Source organism: Cupriavidus sp. UYPR2.512 (genome assembly GCF_000379565.1).
In the GTDB taxonomy this organism is placed as follows: Bacteria; Pseudomonadota; Gammaproteobacteria; order Burkholderiales; family Burkholderiaceae; genus Cupriavidus.
The window spans coordinates 18,517-42,658 of sequence record NZ_KB903120.1; the positions used below are offsets into that span (position 1 = coordinate 18,517).

General features: G+C 68.9%; 21 protein-coding genes. 13 read left to right on the forward strand and 8 right to left on the reverse strand.

What is annotated here, in order from left to right:
* On the forward strand, positions 1 to 1,149 hold the full coding sequence (locus A3A5_RS0122940) for an exonuclease SbcCD subunit D (protein WP_018312840.1): 1,149 nt from the start codon (positions 1 to 3) through the stop codon (positions 1,147 to 1,149).
* A complete protein-coding gene (locus A3A5_RS0122945) occupies positions 1,146 to 4,217 on the forward strand; it encodes an AAA family ATPase (RefSeq protein ID WP_026201027.1) in 3,072 nt (1,023 codons plus the stop codon). Before A3A5_RS0122940 ends, A3A5_RS0122945 begins: the two co-directional genes overlap by 4 nt.
* 31 nt (positions 4,218 to 4,248) lie before the next feature.
* On the opposite strand, the gene A3A5_RS0122950 is transcribed toward A3A5_RS0122945, so the two are convergent.
* Positions 4,249 to 4,479, reverse strand: coding sequence for a hypothetical protein (locus A3A5_RS0122950; protein ID WP_018312842.1), 231 nt, complete (start codon positions 4,477 to 4,479; stop codon positions 4,249 to 4,251).
* Positions 4,480 to 5,004: 525 nt separating this feature from the next.
* Between A3A5_RS0122950 and A3A5_RS0122955 the strand changes: the two genes are divergently transcribed.
* The 5 genes from A3A5_RS0122955 to A3A5_RS0122975 all read left to right on the forward strand — a co-directional run bounded on the left by A3A5_RS0122955 (position 5,005) and on the right by A3A5_RS0122975 (position 9,692).
* Entirely contained in the window at positions 5,005 to 5,667 is a 663-nt protein-coding gene (locus A3A5_RS0122955) for a 3-oxoacid CoA-transferase subunit A (RefSeq protein ID WP_018312843.1), read from the forward strand.
* A 22-nt stretch (positions 5,668 to 5,689) separates the two neighbouring features.
* A complete protein-coding gene (locus A3A5_RS0122960; protein ID WP_018312844.1) occupies positions 5,690 to 6,328 on the forward strand; it encodes a CoA transferase subunit B in 639 nt (212 codons plus the stop codon).
* A gap of 36 nt (positions 6,329 to 6,364) precedes the next feature.
* Positions 6,365 to 7,567, forward strand: coding sequence for a 3-oxoadipyl-CoA thiolase (pcaF, locus tag A3A5_RS0122965; RefSeq protein WP_018312845.1), 1,203 nt, complete (start codon positions 6,365 to 6,367; stop codon positions 7,565 to 7,567).
* A 180-nt stretch (positions 7,568 to 7,747) separates the two neighbouring features.
* Positions 7,748 to 8,479 (forward strand): SDR family NAD(P)-dependent oxidoreductase, encoded by a 732-nt coding sequence (locus tag A3A5_RS0122970; RefSeq protein ID WP_026201028.1) that lies wholly within the window; start codon positions 7,748 to 7,750, stop codon positions 8,477 to 8,479.
* 205 nt (positions 8,480 to 8,684) lie between these two features.
* Positions 8,685 to 9,692, forward strand: coding sequence for a tripartite tricarboxylate transporter substrate binding protein (locus A3A5_RS0122975; RefSeq protein ID WP_018312847.1), 1,008 nt, complete (start codon positions 8,685 to 8,687; stop codon positions 9,690 to 9,692).
* A 99-nt stretch (positions 9,693 to 9,791) separates the two neighbouring features.
* Here A3A5_RS0122975 and tcuB read toward each other — a convergent pair whose 3' ends face one another.
* The 3 genes from tcuB to A3A5_RS0122990 form a co-directional block, all read right to left on the reverse strand.
* Positions 9,792 to 10,991 (reverse strand): tricarballylate utilization 4Fe-4S protein TcuB, encoded by a 1,200-nt coding sequence (tcuB, locus tag A3A5_RS0122980; protein WP_018312848.1) that lies wholly within the window; start codon positions 10,989 to 10,991, stop codon positions 9,792 to 9,794.
* Positions 10,978 to 12,387, reverse strand: a complete 1,410-nt coding sequence (tcuA, locus tag A3A5_RS0122985) for an FAD-dependent tricarballylate dehydrogenase TcuA (protein WP_018312849.1) — start codon at positions 12,385 to 12,387, stop codon at positions 10,978 to 10,980. The genes tcuB and tcuA overlap by 14 nt, the downstream gene beginning before the upstream one ends.
* Before the next feature lie 115 nt (positions 12,388 to 12,502).
* Positions 12,503 to 13,429, reverse strand: coding sequence for a LysR family transcriptional regulator (locus A3A5_RS0122990; RefSeq protein WP_018312850.1), 927 nt, complete (start codon positions 13,427 to 13,429; stop codon positions 12,503 to 12,505).
* Positions 13,430 to 13,628: 199 nt separating this feature from the next.
* Here A3A5_RS0122990 and A3A5_RS0122995 point away from each other — a divergent pair, with 199 nt between their 5' ends.
* On the forward strand, positions 13,629 to 14,615 hold the full coding sequence (locus A3A5_RS0122995) for a tripartite tricarboxylate transporter substrate binding protein (protein ID WP_018312851.1): 987 nt from the start codon (positions 13,629 to 13,631) through the stop codon (positions 14,613 to 14,615).
* A 152-nt stretch (positions 14,616 to 14,767) separates the two neighbouring features.
* Positions 14,768 to 15,946: an FIST N-terminal domain-containing protein gene (locus A3A5_RS0123005; RefSeq protein ID WP_018312853.1), complete on the forward strand. Its 1,179-nt coding sequence runs from the start codon at positions 14,768 to 14,770 to the stop codon at positions 15,944 to 15,946.
* Between the two features lies 1 nt (position 15,947).
* On the opposite strand, the gene A3A5_RS0123010 is transcribed toward A3A5_RS0123005, so the two are convergent.
* Positions 15,948 to 16,994, reverse strand: a complete 1,047-nt coding sequence (locus A3A5_RS0123010; RefSeq protein ID WP_018312854.1) for a phytoene/squalene synthase family protein — start codon at positions 16,992 to 16,994, stop codon at positions 15,948 to 15,950.
* A gap of 111 nt (positions 16,995 to 17,105) precedes the next feature.
* Positions 17,106 to 17,762 carry a dienelactone hydrolase family protein gene (locus A3A5_RS0123015; protein ID WP_026201029.1) on the reverse strand — a complete coding sequence of 219 codons (657 nt, stop codon included), beginning with the start codon at positions 17,760 to 17,762 and terminating at the stop codon, positions 17,106 to 17,108.
* 159 nt (positions 17,763 to 17,921) lie between these two features.
* Here A3A5_RS0123015 and A3A5_RS0123020 point away from each other — a divergent pair, with 159 nt between their 5' ends.
* Entirely contained in the window at positions 17,922 to 18,407 is a 486-nt protein-coding gene (locus A3A5_RS0123020; RefSeq protein WP_026201030.1) for a histidine phosphatase family protein, read from the forward strand.
* Between the two features lie 118 nt (positions 18,408 to 18,525).
* A complete protein-coding gene (locus A3A5_RS0123025; RefSeq protein ID WP_018312857.1) occupies positions 18,526 to 19,452 on the forward strand; it encodes a LysR family transcriptional regulator in 927 nt (308 codons plus the stop codon).
* Between the two features lie 3 nt (positions 19,453 to 19,455).
* Here A3A5_RS0123025 and A3A5_RS0123030 read toward each other — a convergent pair whose 3' ends face one another.
* Positions 19,456 to 21,039, reverse strand: a complete 1,584-nt coding sequence (locus tag A3A5_RS0123030) for an aldehyde dehydrogenase (NADP(+)) (protein ID WP_018312858.1) — start codon at positions 21,037 to 21,039, stop codon at positions 19,456 to 19,458.
* Positions 21,040 to 21,058: 19 nt separating this feature from the next.
* Positions 21,059 to 21,991, reverse strand: coding sequence for a dihydrodipicolinate synthase family protein (locus A3A5_RS0123035; RefSeq protein ID WP_018312859.1), 933 nt, complete (start codon positions 21,989 to 21,991; stop codon positions 21,059 to 21,061).
* Positions 21,992 to 22,104: 113 nt separating this feature from the next.
* Here A3A5_RS0123035 and A3A5_RS0123040 point away from each other — a divergent pair, with 113 nt between their 5' ends.
* Both A3A5_RS0123040 and A3A5_RS0123045 read left to right on the forward strand, forming a co-directional pair.
* Positions 22,105 to 23,061 (forward strand): LysR substrate-binding domain-containing protein, encoded by a 957-nt coding sequence (locus A3A5_RS0123040; protein ID WP_018312860.1) that lies wholly within the window; start codon positions 22,105 to 22,107, stop codon positions 23,059 to 23,061.
* Positions 23,062 to 23,170: 109 nt separating this feature from the next.
* The gene (locus A3A5_RS0123045) at positions 23,171 to 24,139 is read left to right on the forward strand and encodes a tripartite tricarboxylate transporter substrate binding protein (RefSeq protein ID WP_018312861.1); all 969 of its coding nucleotides are present in this window, start codon (positions 23,171 to 23,173) and stop codon (positions 24,137 to 24,139) included.
* Positions 24,140 to 24,142 lie beyond the last annotated feature (3 nt).

Sequence of the window (24,142 nt, forward strand, 5' to 3'; positions counted from 1 at the left end):
TTGCGTTTCCTTCACACCGCCGACTGGCATCTCGGCCGGCTCTTCCATGCGCGCAGCCTGCTGGAAGACCAGGCCCATATCCTTGACCAGTTTGTTGAACTGGTCCGCACCGAACGCCCCGACGCCGTGCTGATCGCCGGCGACGTCTACGACCGCGCCGTGCCGCCGCCAGAAGCGGTGGCCTTGCTCGATGACGTGCTGGGCCGCATCGTCGTCGACACCGGCGTGCCGGTGGTGATGATCGCCGGCAACCATGACAGCGCGCAGCGGCTGGAATTCGGCGCGCGGCTGATGCGGGCCCAGGGCCTGCACGTGGCCGGCCGCACGCTGGCCGAGGCTGCCTGCGTGACGCTGCACGACGCGCACGGCGAGGTGCGCATCTACGCCCTGCCTTATGCGGAGCCTGCCGTGGTGCGCGATGCCATCGGCACCGACCTGCCATCGCATGAAGCCGCGCTGCGCGCGCAGCTCGATGCCATCCGCGCGGTGCATCCGCCAGGCGTGCGTGCCGTGGTGGTGGGCCATGCTTTTGTGGTGGGCGGCGCGGCGAGCGAATCGGAACGCCCGTTGTCGGTGGGCGGCAGCGGCGCGGTGGCCGCGGACCTGTTCGCCGGTTTCGACCTGGTTGCGCTGGGCCACCTGCACCGGCCGCAGACGCTGGGCGGCGGGCGTATCCACTATGCGGGCTCGTTGCTGAAGTATTCGCTGTCAGAGTGCGCGCACGACAAGTCGGTGTCGCGCATCGAACTGGGTGCGGACGGGGCCGTTGCCATCACGCCGGTGCCGCTGCAGGCGCTGCGTGACGTGCGGGTGGTGGAAGGCGAACTGGCGCAAGTGCTGGCAGAGGCAGCCGGCGATCCGCAACGCGATGACTACATCCACGCGCGGCTTACCGATACCGGCGCGCTGCTGGACCCGATGGCCAGGCTGCGGCAGGTCTACCCCAACGCCCTCGCGATCGAGCGCACGGTGCTGGCGCGCACTGGCACGGCGTCCGAGGCCGGGCGCAAGCTGCGGCAGCTGGGCACTGGCGAGCTCTTTGCCAGCTTCTTTCGCGAAGTGGCGGATGCGGAGCTGGACCCGGACCAGCGTGCAGTGCTTGACCAGGTGCTGACCGGCATCGTTGCAGCGGACCGGGAGTCGGCATGAGGCCACTGCATTTGACGCTGCAGGCCTTCGGCCCCTTTGCCGCGACCGAGCAGGTCGATTTCACGCGGCTGGGCGAGCAGGCCTTCGTGCTGATCCACGGCCCGACCGGCGCGGGCAAGACCACGCTGCTCGACGCGATCTGCTTTGCGCTGTACGGCGATACCTCCGGCGGCGAGCGCAGTGCGCAGGCCATGCGCAGCGCCAACGCCGCGCCCGCGCTGCGCACCGAGGTGACGCTGGAGTTCAGCCTTGGCGCGCAGCGCTGGCGCGTGGTGCGCTCGCCCGTGCAGGAGCGGCCCAAGCAGCGTGGCGAGGGCTGGGTGACCGAGCCGGCCAGGGCGCAGCTGGACCTGCATGACGGCAACGACTGGGTCAGCAAGGCAGGCCAGCCGGCCAAGGTCAGCGATGCCGTGCGCGACTTGCTGGGCTTCGACAGTGCGCAGTTCCGCCAGGTGATCGTGCTGCCGCAGGGGCGCTTCCGTGAATTGCTGACCGCCAGTTCGCAGGCGCGTCAGGCCATTCTGGAGCGCCTGTTCCGCACCGAGCTGTACCGGCGCGTGGAAGAGCTGCTGAAGGCCGAGGCCGCCGGCATCCGCCGCGATGCCGAGCGCATCACCATCCAGCGCGACGAGGCGCTGCGGCAAGTTGGCGTGGAATCGGCGCAGGCGCTGGCAGAGGGGGTCGAGGCATTGCAGGCCGAGTTGCAAGCACTGCAAGGGCAGGAACAGGGCGCGCGCGCCACGCTGGCCGCAGCGCAGGCGGCGCTGGGTGCCGGTGAGCAGGTGGCGGCGCGCCTGCAGGAGCGCCAGCAGGCGCAGGCCGCGCACGCGGCGCTGCTGGCGCGCCGGCCAGCCATGGAGGATGAGCGCGCGCGCCTGCACGCCGCCCAGCGCGCCGCGCGTGTCAGGCCGGCACTGCAGGCATGGCAAGCCGCGCAGCGCGACCAGGCCGCCAGCGCGGTGGCCTTGACGCAGGCCGGCGAGCAGGCGGCGCGCGCCGCGCAACAGGCCACACAGGCGGCTGCCGCATTGCAGGCCGAAACGGCACGCGCTGAAGCGCGCCAGTCCGCGCAGCGGCGGGTTTCGCAGCTGGCAGACATGCTGCCGCGCGCGCAGCAGCTGGGTGCGCAACTGGCCGCGCTGCAGGCGGCCGAAGCCAGGCAGGTGGCAGCCGCCACCGCGCGCGAACGCGCCGCCGCACAGCTCGCCACGCGGCAAGCCGATGCCGTTGCCGCGCAGTCCGCGCTGGCGCAAGGCCAGCTTGCCGCAGCGCAGGCACAGGCCACGGCGTTGCAGCTGGCAGCATGGCAGGAACGCGCGCGGCAGCTTGACCGTCATCAGCAAGCTGCCCGGACGCTCGATGCCGCCAACGCGCAGGCCGTCACCGCCGCCGCGGCCGAACAGCAAGCCCTGCGCCAGCGCGAGCAGTGCCGCGCCGCGCTGGCCGAAGCGGAAGCCGCCTGGCGCACCGGGCAGGCCGCGCGGCTGGCCGCAAGCCTGGCAGCGGGCGATGCCTGCCCGGTCTGCGGCAGCACGGCGCACCCCGCGCCCGCGCAGCATGTGGCGGCGCCGCTGTCGGACCAGGCGCTGGAGCAGGCCCGCCACGCCGCGCTCGAGGCCGAGTCCCAGGTGGTGCGCTGCACCGGCCAGCACCAGGTGGCACAAGCCGCCATTGCCCAGGCGCGCGAGCGGCTGGACGAACTGGCGCAGGCGCTGGGGGAGGTCGGCGGGGTTGGCGATGAGGCCGCCCGCAAGCTGAAGGCGGAGATCACGGCGCTGGAAGCGGCATGGGCCGGTGGCCGGCAAGCGGCGGCAAGCCTTGCGCAACGCGAAGCCGCCATCGTCAGTTGCCGCACGGCGCTCGCCGCGGCGGAAGCCGCCAGCCGCGATGCCGCAGCCGCCGCCGAGGCCGCTGCCCAGGCGCTGGCCCACTGCCGTGGCGAATGGCAGGCCGCCAGCACGCAGCTCCCTGAGGATTCACGCGACCCTGTGGCGCTGGGCCAGGCCCTGCGCCAGGCGCAGGCCATGCTAGCTGCGCTGGAACAGGCGCTGGCCGCCGCGCAGGCGGCCGAGCGCCAGGCCGCGGCGGACGCAGCAGGGGCGCAGGCCGGACTGGTTTCGGCACAGCAGGCACAGGCGCAGGCGGCGAACCGCCTGGCCGAGGCCGAAGCCGCGCTGGTGCGGGCGCTCGCGCAACAAGGCTTTGCCGATGAACCGGCCCACGCCGCCGCCTGTCTTGGCGACGATGCCATGCAGGCGCTCGACGCGACGCTGCGCGCGTTCGATACCCAACTGGCCACAGCCGGCGACCGGCGCGAACGCGCCGAGGCCGCCGCGCAGACGCTGGACGCGCCGGACCTGGACGGCCTGCGCGCAGCGCGGGATGCGTCGGCAGCCGCGGTGGAAGCCCTGGTCCGGCAACAGGCCGAACGCGGCCGTTCGCGCGACACGCTGCGGCAGTGCCAACTGCGCCTGCAGCAGCTGGACGCGCAGGGGCGCGACATCGAGGCACGCTACGCGGTGCTGGGCCGGCTGGCCGAAGTCGCCAACGGCAACAACCCGCGCCGCATGACGTTCCAGCGCTTCGTGCTGGCCACGCTGCTCGATGAGGTGCTGGAAGCTGCGTCGGCGCGCTTGCTAGCGATGAGCCGCGGCCGTTACGTGCTGCAGCGCGTGCGCGAGCAGGCCGACCAGCGCAGTGCGGGCGGACTGGATATCGAAGTGTTCGACCACGATACCGGCGCGGCGCGGCCGGCCAATACGCTGTCAGGCGGCGAGGGCTTTCTCGCGTCGTTGTCGCTGGCGCTGGGGCTGGCCGATGTGGTGCAGTCGCGCGCGGGCGGCATCCAGCTCGACACGCTGTTTGTCGACGAGGGCTTTGGCACGCTCGATCCCGAGAGCCTGGACTTCGCCATTCGCACGTTGCTGGACCTGCAGCAGGCGGGACGGCTGGTGGGGATCATCTCGCACGTCACGGAACTGCGTGAGCGCATTGACGTGCGGCTGGAGGTGCGCCCCGGGATTGGCGGCAGCAGGGTGATGCTGACTGGCGTGACGGCCGCGGCGTAGTGCGATGTGGGGCGATGGGGCTGGCCCCCCGTCAGCCGACAAGGACCTGCTGGCAACGCATCGCCATCACCTGTGCTTCAAAGGCGCGTGCGGCCGCCAGGGCCAGGCGGGCACGGCGTGACAGCGGGGCCTGCGCTGGCGCCCGGGGTTGCAGTCGATCCTGATGCTGGCCCAGTTCCCACGCCTGTTGCGTGACACGCAGGATGCGCGCAAGGGCTGCGGCATGACTGGTGGATGAATAGGGGATGTTGGCGGTAGCCATGGCGGGCTCCTCGTTCTTGTCTGGTGCTCTTGTCTTTTATTTCGCGTCTTGTTTCGCGTTACGGCAGCGCGCTCAGCCGGGTGGTCCGGTGGCTGCCAGGCGATGCTGCCTTGTTCTGATTCAAAGATAGGCCGCGCGGCGGTGCGTCCATATCGAGTGCGAGCCGATTATGCTGTGGGTTCCGTCCTACACGGGGCGCTTGCATCACGCTGCGCGTTAATCGCCCACGGCGTTAGCGTCGCCCTCCGCCCTGGCTTGACCCTCTCCTTCGCGCAGGTGTAACCTGTTCATTCTGCGAATTCAAGTTCTTATAGCGAACACCTCGCGAATATCGAGCTAGCGGCGAACACAGCCGCTATAACATCACGCAGACTGCTGGACCGTTCAACGGGCGGCGAACGCGACAAAAAAGCCGCGGGGCCGCGACGAACATCCTTCCGGCGGGACTTCCGGAGACAGCCCTTCATGCGCCGCGCCTTGCGGCCCGCTCCGGTGGCCTGGCGGATCTTCCGACCTGGAACGCAAGTGATCAACAAGCTATACGACTCGGTGGAGGCGGCGGTCGCCGGCATCCACGACGGCGCTACCATCCTGATTGGCGGCTTCGGTCTCGCAGGCATGCCCGCGGAACTGATCGACGCGCTGATCGAGCAAGGCGCGCGCGACCTTACCATCGTCAACAACAACGCCGGCAACGGCGACACCGGACTGGCGGCGCTGCTCAAGGCCAAGCGTGTACGCAAGATCGTCTGCTCGTTCCCGCGCCAGGCGGACTCGTATGTGTTCGATTCGCTCTACCACGCGGGCGAGATCGAGCTGGAACTGGTGCCGCAGGGCAACCTGGCCGAGCGCATCCGCGCCGCTGGCGCCGGCATCGGCGGCTTCTTCACCCGCACCGCGTATGGCACCCCGCTGGCAGATGGCAAGGAAACGCGCATCATCGACGGCCAGGGCTATGTGCTCGAGGCCCCGATCCACGCCGACTTTGCGCTGATCAAGGCCGACACCGCCGACCGCTGGGGCAACCTGACCTACCGCAAGACCGCGCGCAACTTCGGCCCGATCATGGCGATGGCCGCCAAATGCGCCATCGTGCAGGTCAGCCGCGTGGTCGAGCTGGGCGAGATGGACCCCGAACACATCGTGACGCCGGGCCTCTTCGTCAAGCGCGTCGTCAAGGTCGCCTGAGCGCGAACACAGGAGAAACAGCATGCAACGCCTGACCCGCGATCAGATGGCCGCCCGCGTGGCCAAAGACATTCCCGAAGGTGCCGTGGTCAACCTCGGCATCGGCCTGCCGACGCTGGTCGGCAACCACCTGCCAGCAGACAAGGAAATCCTGCTGCACAGCGAGAACGGCCTGCTCGGCATGGGCCCCGCGCCCGCGCCCGGCGAGGAAGACGGCGACCTGATCAACGCCGGCAAGCAGCCGGTGACGATCAAGCCGGGCGGCTCCTACTTCCACCACGCCGACTCGTTCGCGATGATGCGCGGCGGCCACCTGGACTTCTGCGTGCTGGGTGCGTTCCAGGTCTCCGAGAAGGGCGACCTGGCCAACTGGCACACCGGCGCGCCCGGTGCCATCCCCGCCGTGGGCGGCGCGATGGACCTGGCGATCGGCGCCAAGCAGGTGTTCGTGATGATGGAGCACCAGACCAAGCAGGGCGAGAGCAAGATCGTGCCGCAGTGCACCTATCCGCTCACCGGCATCGGCTGCGTGACGCGCATCTACACTGACCTTGCCACGCTCGACGTGACCGCTGACGGCCTGGTCGCGCGCGACCTGGTGCAAGGGCTGAGCTTCGACGAACTGCAGCGCCTGACCGGCGTTCCCCTGAAGCAGGCCTGAGTGCCGGCACCCCGTACAACCAGAGAGAGACACACCATGACTGAAGCCTTTATCTGCGACGCCATCCGCACCCCCATCGGCCGCTACGGCGGCAGCCTGTCCGCGGTGCGCCCGGACGACCTCGGCGCGGTGCCGCTGAAGGCCCTGATGGCCCGCAATCCGAACCTGGACTGGAAGGCGATCGATGACGTGATCTACGGCAACGCCAACCAGGCCGGCGAAGACAACCGCAACGTGGCGCGCATGTCGGCGCTGCTGGCCGGCCTGCCGCAAGAGGTGCCGGGCGCCACCGTCAACCGCCTGTGCGGCTCCGGCATGGACGCCACCGGCATCGCCGCGCGCGCCATCAAGGCCGGCGAAGCCACCCTGATGATCGCCGGCGGCGTGGAAAGCATGAGCCGCGCCCCGTTCGTGATGGGCAAGGCCACCAGCGCGTTCTCGCGCGATGCCCAGATCTTCGACACCACCATCGGCTGGCGCTTTATCAACCCGGCCATGCGCGCGGCCTACGGCGTGGACTCGATGCCCGAGACCGCCGAGAACGTCGCCACCGACTACAAGATCAGCCGTGAAGACCAGGACCTGATGGCGCTGCGCAGCCAGGAAAAGGCATCGCGCGCACAGGCAGACGGCACGCTGGCGCAGGAAATCACCCCGGTCACCATCGCCCAGAAGAAGGGCGACCCGATCGTGGTCGAGCGCGACGAGCACCCGCGCGCCACCAGCATGGAAGCGCTGGCCAAGCTGCGCGGCGTGGTCCGTGCTGACGGCACCGTGACCGCCGGCAACGCCTCGGGCGTGAACGACGGCGCCTGCGCGCTGCTGCTGGCCAGTGAAGCCGGCATCAAGCAGCACGGCCTGACCCCGCGTGCCCGCATCGTCGGCATGGCCACCGCTGGCGTGGCGCCGCGCGTGATGGGCATCGGCCCGGCACCGGCGTCGCAGAAGCTGCTCAGGCAGCTGGGCATGACCATGGACCAGATCGACGTGATCGAGCTGAACGAAGCGTTCGCCGCGCAAGGCCTGGCCGTGCTGCGTGAACTGGGCGTGGCCGACGACGACAAGCGCGTCAACCCGAACGGCGGCGCGATCGCGCTGGGCCACCCGCTGGGCATGAGCGGCGCGCGCCTGGTCACCACCGCGATGTACCAGCTGCACCGCACCGGCGGCCGCTTCGCGCTGTGCACGATGTGCATTGGCGTGGGCCAGGGCATTGCGATGGTGATCGAGCGGGTTTGAGTCGGTAGCCCTGCCGCTTGTTTGCTCCCCTCTCCCGTGTGCGGGAGAGGGGCCGGGGAAGAGGGCAGGACGTGGCATACCGCGGCGACTGACTTCGTCGACGCACCCGACCTCTCCCCAACCCTCTCCCGCAAGCGGGAGAGGGAGTAAGACCGCAGTCGTTTTGAAAGTGAGTCAAAGATGTCCCTCCCCGTAGCCACCCTCGTGACTGGCGGCAGTTCCGGTATCGGCCGCGCCATCTGTGAAATGCTGCTGGCCAATGGCGTGACCCAGGTGGTCAATGTCGACTACGCGCAGCCGGCCTGGTCGCACCCGAACCTGACCTTCTTCCAGGCCGACCTGACCGATGCCGAGGCGACGCGCGCCGTGGCCGCTCAGGTGACTTCGCGCTTCGCGGTCACGCGCCTCGTGAACAACGCCGGCGCCACGCGCCCGGGCACTGCCGACACCGCCACCGTTGCCGACCTGGACTACGTGACCGGCCTGCACCTGCAGGCCACGCTGCTGCTGACGCAGGCATGCCTGCCCGCGATGCGCGCCGCCGGTTTCGGGCGCATCGTCAACATGGCCTCGCGCGCAGCGCTGGGCAAGGCCGAGCGCGTGGTGTACTCCGCCACCAAGGCCGGCCTGATCGGCATGACCCGCACGCTGGCGATGGAACTGGGCGGCGACGGCGTCACCGTCAATGCCGTGGCACCGGGCCCGATCGCCACCGAACTGTTCCGCAAGAGCAATCCGGAAGGCGCCGAGCAAACCAAACGCATCCTGGCCAGCATCACCGTCAAGCGCATGGGTACGCCCGAGGACGTCGCCCGTGCCGCGATGTTCTTCCTGTCGCCCGACAATGGCTTCGTCACTGGCCAGGTGCTGTACGTGTGCGGCGGCACCACGCTGGGCGTTGCGCCGGTGTAAGCACTGCGCCTCGGCATCCGGCATTCAAGCATTCAACAAGAAGAGACGTTAGCCAAGCGTCACGCATGGCGGCCCGTGGCCGGGCCGCCCACCGGATGGCGCGCATGTGCGCGCCATCCGTTCGGGAACGGCAATCACGCCATTCAGCACAACCTCCCGCGGTACCCAATCACCGCCGGAACGATATAGCACCGGAGCATTACCGATGAGACAAGATTCCCAGACCTCCACCACGCGCCGCCGCCTGCTTGCCGCTGGCGTGGCGCTGGCCACCACCATCGCCGGCTTTGCCGGTGCGGCCCATGCACAGGGCGGCTACCCGACCAAGCCGATCACCCTGATCGTGCCGTTCTCGGCCGGCGGCACCACCGACATCCTGGCCCGTATCGTCGGCCTGCAGCTGGGCAAGGTGCTCGGCCAGCCGGTGGTGATCGACAACCGTCCGGGCGCGGGCGGCAACATCGGCGCCTCGCTGGCGGCCAAGGCGCCGGGCGACGGCTACACGCTGTTCATGGGCACCATCGGCACGCACGCGATCAACCAGTCGCTGTATTCCAAGCTGCCGTATGACCCGGTCAAGGACTTCGCACCGATCACGCGCGTGGCAATGGTGCCGAACTTGGTGGTGGTGAATCCCAAGGTGCCGGTCAACAACGTCAAGGAACTGATCACCTACGTCAAGGCCAACCCGGACAAGCTGTCGTACGGTTCGTCGGGCAGCGGCTCGTCGATGCACCTGTCGGGCGAGCTGTTCAACTCCATGACCGGCCTGCATATCCAGCACATCCCGTACAAGGGCAGCGCCCCCGCCGTGAACGACCTGCTGGGCAACCAGATCGGTCTGATGTTCGACAACATGCCGTCGTCGTATCCGCACGTGAAGGCCGGCAAGCTGCGCGCCATCGCCGTGACTTCGGCCAAGCGCTCGCCGGCGCTGCCCAACGTGCCGACCGTGGCCGAGTCGGGCGTGCCGGGCTATGAAGCCACCTCGTGGTTCGCGCTGTATGCCACCGGCGGCACGCCGCAGCCCATCGTCGACCGCCTCAACGCCGAAGTGGTGAAGATACTGGCCATGCCGGAAGTGAAGAAGCAGATGGCCGACCAGGGCGCCGAACCCAATCCGGAAAAGCCGGCCCAGCTGGCCGCGTTCATGAAGTCGGAAACGGCCAAGTGGGCGAAGGTGGTGAAGGCTTCGGGCGCTACGGTGGATTGATTCACATCCTGGCTGCGCCAAAGAAAAGCCGGTCCCTGTCGGGGGCCGGCTTTTTGTTTATGCGTGAGCGGGGACGGCTTGTGCGGGCATGGCTGCCACTCAGTCGCTGCCAAGCTGCAGCTTGTTCTTCTGCCGCTTCTCGATCGCGGCCTTGAGCAGCGCCGCACTGCGATAGATGCCGTGTGCGAACTTGCCATACGGCAGCGTCGCAAACAACGCCATCACCACGCCAAGGTGGACCGCCAGCAGCAGCGGCATCGCCGCCGTGCCGCGCCCCGCCAGCAACCCCAGCCCGGTGGCGCTGGTCAGCAGCAGCAGCGCGATAAAGCCGCGGTCCATCGGCCGCTGTCGGGCATCCCCATGCATCGGGTGCCGGCGCAGGTTCAGCCATAGCAAGCCGGCCGGGCCCACCAGCAGGCCCGCGCCGCCGGCGGTGCCCAGCAGCACCGGCAGGCTCGTGACCGGGTAGGGCGCATGCCAGCCCAGCAGATAGTGGTAGCCGGTCGCCACCACTGTCGACGCAAAGCACAGCATGAAGCCGTAGAACGTGAAATGATGGAAGCGCCGCCGCGCCAGCGTGAAGCGGTCGCTGGCCTCGTTGCAGCCGTCGCCGTGGCCGCCATCGAGGTAGGTGAGCGCCAGCACGTTCCGGGCCGCTTCTGCCACGGCGGGTGCCGACGCCGTACCGGCCGAGACATCACGCCAGAAGCGGCGCACGCCCAGTCCAAGCGCGAGCACGGCAAAGCCGAACACCCCGCCGAACAATGCCGCCAGCGTGTTGTGCGGGAATACCGCATAGAAGTTGCCGCCGGCATGCGTCTGCCACAGCGCACCGCCCAGCGTGGCGGCCAGCACCAGGAACAACGCCAGCCCGAAGGCCAGCGCCACCGACACCGTGAGCCCATTGCGCTGGTACAGCTTGCCCAGCGGCGCGGGCCACGCATATTCGCTATAGGTTTCCAGCCGCACCTTTGCCATGGCCTGCGGCACATTGACGCCGAAGTCGTGCGGCGGCGCGTACTGGCAGGCGTGGTAGCAGGCGCCGCAGTTGTGGCACAGGTTGGCCAGGTAGTTGACGTCGGCCTTGCCGAACTCCAGCCGGCGGGTCATGGCCGGGAACACCGCGCAGAAGCCTTCGCAGTAGCGGCAGGCATTGCAGATCTGCATCTGCCGGGCGACCTCCGCCTCATTGTCGGTCAGCGGCAGCACGCGGATGACGCGGGATTGCGACGCCGGGGCGGCAGCGTCCTGCCCGGCCAGCTGCGCGGCCTCGCGCGCCAGGGCCTCAAGCTTCTGCATGGACAGCTCCCGTGTTGATGCCTGCTGCCAATGCAGCCTGCGTGCCCGCGATGCGCCCGAAGGCCGTGCCGATCGACATGCCGACACCGGCGGTGTATCCCTTGCCGAGCACGTTGCCGGCCATCATTTCTCCTGCCACGAACAGATTCCCGCTTGGCTTGCCGCCAAAATGCACCTGGGCGCGGTCGTTGACCTTGAGCCCCAGGTAAGTGAAGGTGATGCCCGGGCGCAGCGCGTAGCCGTAGAACGGCGCCTGGTCGAGCGGCCTGGCCCAATGCGTCTTGGCCGGTGCCAGGCCTTCGGTGTGGCAGTCGTCCAGCGCGGTGTGGTCAAAGGTGCCGACGTGGCAGGCGGCGTTGTAGTCCTGCACGGTCTGCACGAATGCCGCTTCCGGCAGCCCCAGCTTGCGCGCGAGCTCAGGCAGCGTGTCGGCCTTCTCGCCGGGAAACACCGGCGGCATGAAGCGGCCGATGGCCTTGCTGTCGATGATCGAATAGCCGATCTGCCCGGGCTGCTGCGCCACCAGCCGGCCCCAGATGGCGTAGCGCTTGGGCCAGAAGTCCTCGCCTTCGTCATAGAAGCGCACGGCGTCGCGATTGACCACGATGCCCAGCGACACGCAATCGATGCGCGTGCAGATGCCGCCGTCGTACAGCGGCGCGCGCGCGTCGATGGCGACACAATGCGATTGCGACGGATCGCCGATGGCATCGGCGCCGGCCTCGATCATGTAACGCAGCAGCACGCCCTGATTGAAGCGCGTGCCGCGGATCAGGAAGTTGTCGGCGGGCCATTCACCACGTTCGTTCTGGCCCCAGGCTTCGCGCAGCCATTCGCGGTTGGATTCGAAGCCGCCCGCGGCCAGCACGCAGGTGCGCGCGGTGAAGCGCTGGCTGCCGCTGCGCGCGGCGACGAAGCGGTCGCCGTCCAGCTCGATCGCATCCACCGGGGTTTCATAGCGGATCTGCACGCCCATCGCTTCGGCGCTGCGGTAGTACGCGTTGACCAGCGCCTTGCCGCCGCCCATGAAGAAGGCGTTGGTGCGCGCCACGTGCAGCGCACCCGACAGGGGCGGCTGAAAGCGCACGCCATGCCTGCGCATCCACGGCCGGCAGGTCGATGACGCGCGGATCACCAGCCGCGCCAGGTGTTCGTCGGTGATGCCGCCGGTGACCTTGAGCAGGTCCTGCCAGTACTCTTCCTGGGAATAGACATCGACCAGCACGTCTTGCGGCGCGTCGTGCATGCAGCGCAGGTTGCGCGTGTGCTGGGAGTTGCCGCCGCGCCAGGCGCGCGGCGCGGCTTCGAGCAGCAGCACCGAGGCCCCGGCTTCGCGCGCCATCAGCGCCGCGCACAGGGCCGCGTTGCCGCCGCCAATTACCAATACGTCGACCATGGGGATTGTCTCCTTGCTGGCGCCATCTTGGCGGACCTGGCGACAAGCCGCCATTAGCGTGCCGGCAAGAGGGCTTCAGCTTTCGTGAAGCCCGGCCGGGGGGACGGCGCCGGACTCAGCGCGGGCGCAGCGTCGCGCCGGGCCAGTGGCCTGCGCGCACCAGCGTGGCGGCCACATCCGCCAGCACCACGCGCGCGGCCAGCCCCGCCGGCGACAGTTCGTCGTCCGACAGGCTGACCAGCAGGTTGGGCCGCGTGGCGCCAGCGTCGGTGACCAGTATGCTGCGGTAGGGCGTGCCATGGCTGCGCGCCAGCGCCGCGCCCGGCTGGATGGTGGCGCCCAGGCCACCGCGCACGGCGTCCATCAGGATCGCCAGCCCGTCGATCTCCGCCACCACCTGGGGCTCACGCTTCGCCTGGCGAAAGCAGGCGGCGACCAGCGCGCGCAGCCCATGCGAGCCGCTGGGCAGGATCAGCGGCAGCTTGCCCAGTGCCGCCACCGAGGTCTGCTCGCCGCGCGGCATGCCGGCCAGCCCCTCGGCGCCGATCACGAACAGGCGCTCATCGAGCAGCGGCAGCACGCTCCAGCGCTGTGCCGGCTCCTCGCTGAACAGCACCGCCAGGTCGATCTGGCGCGCGCTCAGCATCGTGCCGAGGTAGCCCGACAGGCTCTCCACCATGCGCAGCCGCACGTCGGGGTAGCGCTCGCGCATGGCCTGCATGAAGGGCAGCGCCAGCACCGCGGCGGTGCTGGGCGGCAGGCCCACGCTGACATGGCCCGACAGGCGCGCCTGCCGCGCGGCCAGCGCGGCATCGTCGATATGGCGCAGCGCCAGCTGGGCCTGGCGCCAGAAGGCCAGCCCGGCATCGGTGGCGACTACGCCGGTGGAAGTGCGCTGCAGCAGCCGTGTCGACAGCTCGCTCTCCAGCCGGCTGATCTGCTGGCTCAGCGCGGACGTGACCACGCCCAGCTCCAGCGCCGCCTTGCCCATGCTGCCATGCTCGATCACGCTGACGAAGTAGCGCAGTTGCCTCAGTTCCATGTCGCGTCCCCACTGCCGCAATTTGCCCGCATGGTAGCGGAAAACCCGCCGCAGTTCACGAATCCTGAAGACCTCTTAACGCCCGCCCGATGGCGCGCTTGCCAGCGGCTGCGTAGAGTCGCACCGGTCAGAAACGGGCGGAAGCGACGCTACGCAGCCGCCATTCCATAACAACATGACTTCCCGTAAAGGAGACTGCATGACAACCGTTTCGCGCATGCGCCGCGCCGTGGTGGCCGGCCTCGCCGGTGCCGCTGTGCTGGGCGCGCCCGCCGCGTTCGCCGCGGACAACTGGCCGGCCAAGCCGATCACCCTGGTAGTGCCCTTCGCCAGCGGCGGCACCACTGACATCCTTGCCCGCACCATCGGCCAGAAGCTGGGCGAGGCGCTGCAGCAGCCGGTGGTGGTGGACAATCGCCCCGGCGCCGGAGGCACCCTCGGCGCGGCCAACGTGGCGCGCGCGCCGGCCGACGGCTACACCTTCCTGCTGGCCACCGTCGCCCACACCATGGCGCCGGCCATCTACAAGAGCCTGCCCTACGAATTCACGCGCGACCTCGATCCGGTGGGCCTGGTGGCGCTGACACCCAATGTTCTGGTGGTCAATCCTGCGATCCCGGTGAAGTCCGTGTCCGACCTGATCGCCTATATCAAGGCGCATCCCGGCAAGGTCAACTACGGCTCGGCCGGCATCGGCAGCACCGAGCACCTGTCCGGCGAGCTGTTCCGCGCGCTGACGGGCACCGACATTGCGCATGTGCCATATAAGGGCGGCGCGCCAATGATGACTGACCTGATCGCAGGCCAGATCCAGATGGCGATCGAGACCAGCCCGTCGGCGTCGCAACACGTGCGCAGTGGCAAGGTCCGGGCGCTGGCGGTCACCACAGCGAAGCGTTCCGCCGCCTATCCCGGCGTGCCGACGCTGGCGGAGAGCGGCGTCAGGGGCTACGAAGTCACCACGTGGTTCGCGCTGATGGCGCCGCGCGGCACGCCCGCTGCGATCGAGCAGCGCGTATCGGCAGAGCTGGGCAAGCTGCTGAAGGCGCCGGAGGTGCAGAAGCGGTTTGACGAGCAGGGCGTGACCGCTGGCGACATGACGCCAACGCAGCTTGCTGCCTTTATCCGCGCCGAGACCGACAAGTGGGGCAAGGTGGCGCGGGAATCGGGGGCGAAGGCGGAATAACGGCCTCGCTTACAGGAGCGGCGCTGGCCTTACAGAAGGAGATTGTGCAGGAGCGGCTGCGGCAGGCGACCGGCCGCCAGAACGGGGGCTGAACACCCCTTGCCGGCGAGAGTCCAATTGATGTCGCCAGCCTGAATACGGAGGAACTCACCATGCATGACCTTTCCTTCGTTCACGCTGACGCGGCCCACGTCGAGTGGCAGGTCGCGCTGGCCGACTGCCAGCGCCAGCTGGACACGCAGGATTTCCTGCGCCAGGCGAAGGCAGACAACGCGCCGCCGCTCACGCTCGGCTGGTGCTATCTGAGCGACTACTATGCGCTGGCCGCCGAGGCCATTCTTGCCGCGCTGCAGCAGAACTGGCCCGGCGTGTCCTGGGTCGGCACGGTCGGCCTGGGCGTATCCGCCAGCGGCAAGGAGTATTTCGACGAGCCGGCCATGGTGCTGATGGCGGCGCCGTTTCCGCGCGATGCGTTCCAGCTGTTTTCGGGGCGCCAGCCCTTGCCGCCGGCGTCTTCCGGCTTCGTTCCCCATACCGCGCTGGTGCATGCCGAGGGCAGTACGCCGGATGTGCAGGACCTGTTGCATGAGCTGAGCGCGCGCACGGCCACCGGTTACCTGTTCGGCGGCTTGTCGTCGGCCCGCAACCGTACCTTGCATATTGCCGATGGCGTCTTCTCCGGCGGGCTGTCGGGCGTGCTGTTCGGCCCCGAAATCGAACTGGTCTCCCGCGTCACGCAGGGCTGCCAGCCGATCGGGCCGGTGCGTGCCGTGACGCGCAGCGATCACAACCTCCTGTTCGAGCTGGACGGCAAGCCGGCCCTGGATTGCATCCTGCATGACCTGGGCGTCGAGCGCGACGCCCAGGTGGAGACCATGGCGCAGGCGCTGGCCGGAACGCTGGCCGGCTTGAATTCAGCCGCCGACGATGCCCCGGTCCTGCCCGGCAGGTTCGGCTCGGACACGCTGGTGCGCCACCTGATCGGCCTGGACGTGCAGCATCGCGTGCTGGCGCTGGCCGACATGGTCGAGCCCGGCATGCGGCTGGCCTTCTGCATGCGCAATGCTGACGCGGCGCGCGCGGACCTGGTGCGCGTCGCCACCGAGATTCGCACGGAGATCGAACACGGCGGCAGCCGCGCACGTGGCGCGCTCTACATCAGTTGCTCAGGCCGGGGCGGGCCGCATTTCGGCGCGCCGCATGCCGAGCTGCAAACCGTACGCCGCGCGCTTGGCGACCTGCCGCTGGCTGGATTCTTTGCCGGCGGCGAGATCGCAAGGGATCACCTCTATGGCTATACGGGGGTGCTGACGGTATTCACCGGCCGTTGAATCAGCGCATGACAGCATCGATGTTGCGCATCTGGCGCGCAAACCAGATGCGCAACAGGCTGTTCGACAGGACCATCGGCAGCGAATACGCAATGATCCGATATACCTTGCTGCGCGGCAGCCGGGATGTCTTTGCCGGGTCCAGCCAGTCGTCGTTGCGCACCAGGAGCAACAGCGTTTCCATGCCGATGAGGACGGGCCACAGGCAAGCCAGCCGCAGCCGGATAAAGCGCGGGGGAATGGCAAGCGTGTACGCCATGGCCTCGCAAAAGTGCTCCAGCGTCTTGCGCACGAGCTCGCGCATCAAGGCCCGCGCGCGCAGCGAGGCATCCGGCAGCAGCAGGTCCTGCGGGCGCAGCCCGTACTGCTTCAGCATCGTGGCCGGGAGATAGCAGCGGCCGATGCGCAGGTCCTTGCCGCAGTCGCGCAGGACATTGGTCATCTGCAAGGCCTTGCCGAAGCGGATCCCGCGACGCAGCATGGTGTCGGGCATGCCGATTGCGCCGGGCATGTGGGCGGCAGTCATGGTGGTCCAGAATTCGCCGACGCATCCGGCGACCAGGTACGTGTAACGGTCAAGCGCTTCCGGTTCGCCAAGCGCGACGATGCGGCCTGCGCGTTCATCGGGGAACGTTCGCAGGTCGAATTCCATGCCCTCGCTCAGGGTCGATACGATCTGCCGTACCGCTTGCTGATCGTCCGGCTCCAGCTGCGCCAGCACCGCCAGCGCAGGGCCCAGTGACTCGAGCAGGATGCGCTCATCCGACTGTTCCTGCCGGCCTGCCACCTCGGTGGCGATGCTGTCGGCCAGCGCCGCGTCTGCGGTTGCACCGTTGACCTGGCCGCGCAACGACAACAGCAGCGCCAGGCGCCGATGTGGCGGGATTAGCGAGGTATCGGCAATCGTGTCCGCGGCGCGCGCGAGCAGATAGGCCAGGCCGACCGGATCGCGCATCCGGGCCGGCAGCACGCGCAGCGTGAGGTAGAACGAACGCGAGACGCCTTTGAGCAGCGGACCGAGGAGGAACGCCCGGCTGGGGTCGCGCATGGGTGGTGTCCTGTTCCCTGAGAGGTTTGCGAAAGTGACAGTGCCCGGATGGCCGTCAGGCCGGGCCCGGGCATTGTACCTTCGACGCCAGGGGCAGATTGCAGGCCCCCGTCAGGACGACGCTTTGCAGAGATATCGCTCGAACCACTGCGCCGCCAGGCGGGCAACTGACTCCAGTGCGCCGGGCTCCTCGAACAAATGGGAGGCGCCGGGCACGATCACCAGCTTCTTCGTGCATGTCAGCTGGGCAAAGGCCGACTCATTGCGTTCCAGGACGCTCACATCCAGCCCGCCGATGATCAGCATGGTGGGCGCAAGCAGTTGCGCAAGGGCGTCGGGACCCGCCAGGTCGACCCTGCCCCCGCGCGAAACGACGGCCTGTATCGGGATTGGCGACTGGCACGCGGCACGGATCGACGCGGCGCCACCAACGCTGGCGCCGAAGTAGCCGAACCGCTGTGGCACGGCTGGCTGCCGCGCCACCCAGCTTGTCGCCTGTGCCAGCCGTGTCGCCAGGAGTTCGACGTCGAAGCGGATGGCCTGCACCTGGTCTTCGTCCGGCAGGAGCAGGTCCATCAGCAGCGTTCCCATGCCGCAGCGATTAAGTTCGGCGGCCACGTAGCGATTGCGCGGGCTATGCCGGGAACTCCCCGTGCCGTGCGCAAACACGACCAATGCGCCGGCGCCCGGGGGCAAGGTGAGGATGCCTTGCAGGTCCACGCCGCCGGCGCGGATCACAACCTCTATGGCATCTGAATGGCTCCGCATGGCGCTGCCCTCCGAGAGATGGGCGCTTTGCCGTTCATCGCGTTGCAATTGCTCCCACCCAAGTCCACTATAGGGCGGACGTAGCGGCGCGGCCAGCCTAAGTCTGCCGGTCTGCCGATGTGCGAAATCGACAACAATCCCGATGGATCAGGAGGGACTATGAAGACTTTGTTTCTCGTCCGGCATGCCAAGTCAAGTAAGGATGACCCCGCCTTGCCCGACCGTGAGCGCCCCCTGAACGACCGTGGCCGGCACGACGCCCCGGAAATGGGCAAGCGCCTGGCCGAGCGCAAGCTGAAGCCCGACCTGCTCCTGTCGAGTCCGGCCCTGCGTGCGCTGACGACAGCGCAACTGATTGCCGACGAACTCGGCCATGCACGCAAGGACATCGCGCTCGATGACCGGCTGTACGCCACCAGTGCCGAGGAACTGCTGGCCGTCGTGCGTGCGCTCGACAAGAAGTTCGATTGCGTGATGCTGTTCGGTCACAACCCCGAAATCACTGACTTCGCGCATCGCCTGTCGGACGAAATCACCGACATGCCTACCTGCGCCGTCGCCAAATTCCGTTTCGACACGAAGGCGTGGGAGGATGTCGGGGACATCACCCCATCGAAAGTCTCGCTGGACTCGCCCAAGCAGTAATCCGGTGTGGGGCGCCGACGGCGTGGCAGTGATATACCCGCCTTGACCATCCGGGGCGAAGCGATAAGAATCTGTGATCGCAGGCAACAGCCTGCCCTCACGATGCTTCGCCCTGCCCATGATCCCACCCGTCAGCACTCTCCACGGCCGCCTGAAGATGCAGCACCTGCGCCTGCTGCTGGCGGTGGAAGAGCGCGGCTCCCTGCGCCAGGCCGCCGAGGCCCTGACGCTGACCCAGCCTGCGGTCAGCAAGATGCTGCAGGATATGGAAGACCTGCTCGGCGTGCCGCTGTTCGAGCGCCATGCGCGGGGGCTGCGGGCGACGCGCTTCGGCCTGGCCGCCACGCGTTATGCGCGGCTGGTATTTGCCGACATGGGCGGGCTGCGCGATGAGCTGGTGGCGCTGGAGTCAGGCAAGATCGGCCGCGTGCGCGTGGGCGCCGTGATGGCGCCTGCGCCGGGATTGCTCGCCGAAGCGATCCGCCAGCTTAACCGCGATCATCCGCGGCTGGAGGTGGCGGTGCAGGTGGAAACCAGCGACCTGCTGGTGCCGCTGCTGGAGCGTGACCAGCTCGATGTCGTGCTGGGCCGCGTGCCGGAGAGCTGGGACAGCAGCGGCCTGGAGTTCGAGCAGTTGGGTGACGAGGGCCTGGCCATTGTGGTCGGGCCCCAGCATCCGCTGGCGCGGCGGCGCAAGCTGTCGTTCGAGGAACTGGCCCGCTACCCGTGGATCATGCAGCCGCGCCCCAGCCCGATGCGCGCGCTGATCGACCGCTCGTTCGAGGACGCGGGCGTGCCGGCGCCGCCGTCGACCATCGAGACCGCGGCGGTGCTGATGACCACGTCGTTGCTGGCGGACAGCGAACTGATTGCGGTGTTGCCGGAGTCGGTCGCCGCCTACTACGGCCGGCTTGGTGCGCTGGCGGTATTGCCGCTGCCCCTGCCGCGCAAGCTTGGGCCCTATGGCATCGTCACGCGGCGGGGCCGCCCGCCGACGGCATCGATGAGCCTGCTGATCGACGCGCTGCGGGCGTTGTCGAGGTGAGCCTCAGCCAGGCATGCCTTGCCGCTTGCCGTCGAGGCGCCACGCGTGGCGTTGCGGGCTGTCCGGGCGCAGCGACGCAGGCAGCAGGCCGGGCGGCATGTCCTGGTAGCTGACCGGGCGCAGAAAGCGCGCGATGGCGAGGCTGCCGACCGAGGTGCTGCGGCCGTCCGAGGTTGCCGGCCAGGGCCCGCCATGCACCATCGCATGCCCGACCTCGACCCCTGTGCCAAAGCCATTGACCAGGATGCGCCCCGCCAGGCGCTCCAGCGCGGGCAGAAAGCTGCGGGCGGCGTCGTGGTCGGCATCGTCGATATGGAGCGCGGCGGTCAGCTGGCCTTCCAGTGCGTCGATGACGCGCCGCATTTCGGCAAGGTCGCGGCAGCGCACGACCAACGCGGCGGCGCCGAAGACTTCGTGGCGCAGCGCGGGGTCGGCCAGGAACGCCGCGGCGTCGGTGGCGAACAGCGCGGCCTGTCCCTGCGTGGCCGCGCCGGCTGCGCCGCGGGCCACGGTGTGCACCTGCGCATGGCTGGCGAGCGACGCGACGCCAGCGCAATAGGCGCGATGGATGCCGGGCGTCAGCATCGTCGCCGCGGGCAGCGTGGCCAGCCGTGCCGACGCGGCTTGCGCGAAGCGATCCAGGTCGCTGCCCGCAACGGCCAGCACCAGGCCGGGATTGGTGCAGAACTGCCCCGCGCCCAGCGTCAGCGAATCGGCGAAGGCGGTGCCGATGGCTTCGGCGCGGCTGGCCAGCGCCTGCGGGAACAGCAGCACGGGGTTGACGCTGCTCATCTCGGCATAGACCGGGATGGGTTCGGCGCGCGCGGCCGCGATCGCCATCAGCGCCATGCCGCCGGCGCGCGAGCCGGTGAAGCCGACAGCCTTGATGCGCGGGTCCGCCACCAGCCCTTGCCCTACCTCCAGTCCGGCGTCGAACAGCAGCGAGAAGGTGCCTTCGGGCAGCGCCATGTCGTCAACGGCCTTGCGGATCGCGCGGCCCACCAGTTCCGACGTGCCCGGGTGCGCCGGATGCGCCTTGACGATGACGGGGCAGCCGGCGGCCAGCGCCGACGCGGTATCGCCGCCCGCCACCGAGAACGCCAGCGGGAAATTGCTGGCGCCGAACACCGCGACCGGGCCCAGCGGGATCTGGCGCAGGCGCAGGTCCGGGCGCGGCAGCGGCTTGCGTTCGGGCTGCGCGGGATCGACGCGAAGCTCGAGGAAATCGCCCTGGCGCAGAAGGCCGGCGAACAGGCGCAACTGCCCCACGGTGCGGCCGCGCTCGCCTTCGATGCGGGCGCGCGGCAGGCCGGATTCACTGGTGCAGCGATCGATCAGGGCATCGCCCAGCGCCAGGATATTGGCGGCGATGGCGTCGAGGAAATCGGCGCGCCGCTCGGGTGTGGTCTCGCGATAGGCGTCCAATGCCCGCCACGCCAGCGCGCAGGCCCGGTCGAGCTGCGCCGCCGTGGCGCCGCCGAATGCCGGTTCGAGGGTGGCGCCGCTGGCCGCGTCGATGGCGTGGATGGTGCCGTTGCCGCCGCGTTCCGCGCTGCGGCCGATCAGGAGTTCGCCTGAGAGGGTCATGCTTGTCCTTTCGATGAGATCAGCGGGCCCAGCGCAGCACCAGCGGATCGAGCCGGCGCGCAATCTTCAGCAGCCCTTCGCGGGTGGCCGGGTGCATCGGCTGCAGCGGGTGGCGCACCGCGTCCGACGCGATCACGCCGCCTGCCTGCATCAGCACTTTGCTGGTGGCCAGCCAGCCTTGCCGGTTCTCGTAGTTGATCAGCGGCAGCCATTGCTGGTAGCGCTGCGCGGCCAGTTCGGCGTCGCCGGCCTGCCAGGCATCGAGGATCTGGCGGATGCCGTCGGGAAAGCCCGCGCCGGTCATGGCGCCGGTGGCGCCCGCTTCCAGGTCGGCCATCAGCGTGATGGCCTCTTCGCCGTCCCAGGGGCCGACGATGGCGTCGCCGCCCAGTTCGATCAGCTCGCGCAGCTTGGCCGCGGCCTGCGGCACTTCGATCTTGAAGTACGACACATTGCCGATCTCGCGCGCCATGCGCGCCAGGAACGGTGCGCTCAGCGTGGTGCCGCTGACCGGCGCGTCCTGGATCATGATGGGAATGTCGATGGCATCCGAGACCGTGGCGAAGAACTCATGGATGCTGCGCTCGGGCACGCGGATGGTGGCGCCGTGGTAGGGCGGCATCACCATCACCATGGCCGCGCCCGCGTCCTGCGCCGCGCGGCTGCGCTCGGCGCACAGGCGCGAGCTGAAATGCGTGGTGGTGACGATCACCGGCACGCGGCCGTCCACATGTTCCAGCACGGTCTTCATCAGCACGTTGCGCTCGTCGTCGCTGAGCACGAACTGCTCGGAGAAGTTGGCCAGGATGCAGATGCCGTGCGAACCCGCATCGATCATGAAGTCGATGCAGCGGCGCTGGCCGTCGAGGTCAAGGCCGCCCTGGGCGTCGAAGATGGTGGGCGCTACCGGGAATACGCCGCGGTAGACGGTGGGGGATGGGGTGCGGGTCATGGTCTCCTCCGGCTGCTTATGCTTTGGATCGGGTCAATATACGAGCCGCCCCGCGGGCTGTATATTGAAACCTTTCCATCTGGTGATCGCTTTTGCGACTCACAGCCTCGGTCATGAAATCTACCCTCGACACCCTGACCGGCCGCCTGCGCATGAAGCAGCTGCAATTGCTGATCGCGCTGGACGAACACCCCTCGCTGCACCAGGCCGCCGCCGCGATGGCCATGACCCAGTCGGCGGCGAGCAAGTCGCTGCAGGAGCTGGAGGGCATGCTGGAAGCGCCGTTGTTCGAGCGCTCCAAACGCGGCATGCGCCCCAATGCCTTTGGCCATTGCGTAATCCGGCACGCGCGCCAGCTGGTGGCGGACCTGGGCGCTATGTGCGAGGAGGTGGCGGGTATCCGCGCCGGCAGCGGCGGGCGCGTGGCCATCGGCGTGATCATGGGCGCGGTGCCCGAGGTGCTGGTGCCGGCGCTGGCACAGTTGCGCGAGGCGCAGCCGGAACTGGCGCTGGAGATCATCGAGGACACCAGCCTGCGCCTGCTGGGGCTGCTCGACGACGGCCACCTCGACCTGGTGATCGGCCGCTCGCTGGTCAGCGATGAACCGGCGCGGTACCACTACCACGCGCTCGGCGATGAGCAGGTGGCGGTCGTGGCCGGCCATGCGCATCCCGCGCCGCGCGCCACGTCAATGGGGTTTGCCGACCTCGCAGGTTATCGCTGGATCACCTATGCCGGCCATATGCCGATGCATGCGCTGCTGCAGCGCGAGCTGGACCTGGCCGGCATGAGCTTCCCCGCCAATACGATCTCGACCTCGTCGGCCCTGGTCACCGTCGCCATGCTGCAGGGCGACCCCGCGATGGTGTCGCTGCTGCCAACCGGCGTGGCGGCGATGTTCGTGCGCCAGAAGATGCTGCGCATCCTGCCGGTGCGGCTGCAGTCGCGGCAGCAGACTTTCGGCATCGTGACGCGGCGCGGCGGCGCCTTGTCCGCGGCGGCGCGGCAGCTGGTCGCGATCCTGAAGGCATTGCCACGCACCGCGCGGCAGGCGGCTGCGGAGGTATAACACCAGGTGATCGCCAATTCAAAAAACATCAGTGGTGGCGAATCGCTGATGCTCCTATAGTCTGCCCATCCGCGCCGCAGAGCCGGACAGCAAAACGACGGAGACAGCAATGAAGACATGGATCGCCGGCGCACTCGCCGGCCTGGCCACGGTGGCGGCAGTAGCAGGCAATGCCTGGGCGCAGGACACACGGCCGGTGCGGCTGATGGTGGGCGCCGCGCCCGGCGGCGGCACCGACGTGATGGCGCGCATCGTCTCCGACAAGCTCGCCGCGCAGCTGAAGCAGCCGGTCGTGGTGGACAACCGCCCCGGCGCGTCCAACACCATTGCCGCGGACCTGACCGCCAAGGCGGCGCCGGACGGCAACACGCTGCTGATGGGCGTGGTGACTTCGCAAGCGATCGCGCCGCACCTGCTCAAGCTGCAGTTCGATCCGCTCAAGGACCTGGCCCCGGTGGCGCTGGTGTCGACCGTGCCCAATGTGCTGGTGGTCAACAACCAGGTGCAGGCGGGCGACGTCAAGGCGCTGGTGGCGCAGATCCAGGCCAATCCGGACAAGTTCCGCTACAGCTCGTCCGGAGTCGGCAGCACCCAGCACCTGGCCGGCGCGTCCTTCGCGCGGCAGATCAAGGGCAAGCTGCTGCACGTGCCGTACAAGAGCAGCAGCAGCGCGCTGGTGGACCTGATGGGCGGGCAGGTGGACATGAGCTTCGAGACCATGCCGTCTGTCATCAGCCATATCAAGGCCGGCAAGCTGCGTGCGCTGGCGGTCACCGCGGACCAGCGCTCGGCGCTGCTGCCCAACGTGCCCATGCTGGCTGAAGCGGGCGTGCCCGGCATCCAGATGAGCGCGTGGTACGGGGTCTATGCGCCGGCCGGCACGCCGCCCGCGACGCTGCAGAAGCTGGGCAGCGCGCTGGCCACGGTGATCAAGGACCCTGACACCGTGCGCCGGCTGGCCGACGTGGGCGCGGTGCCCGGCACGCTGACCGCGGCGCAGTTCGATGCCTTCTCGCGTGCCGAATATGCGCGCTATGGCAAGCTGATCGCTGAACTGGGCGTCAAGCTCGACCAATAATCC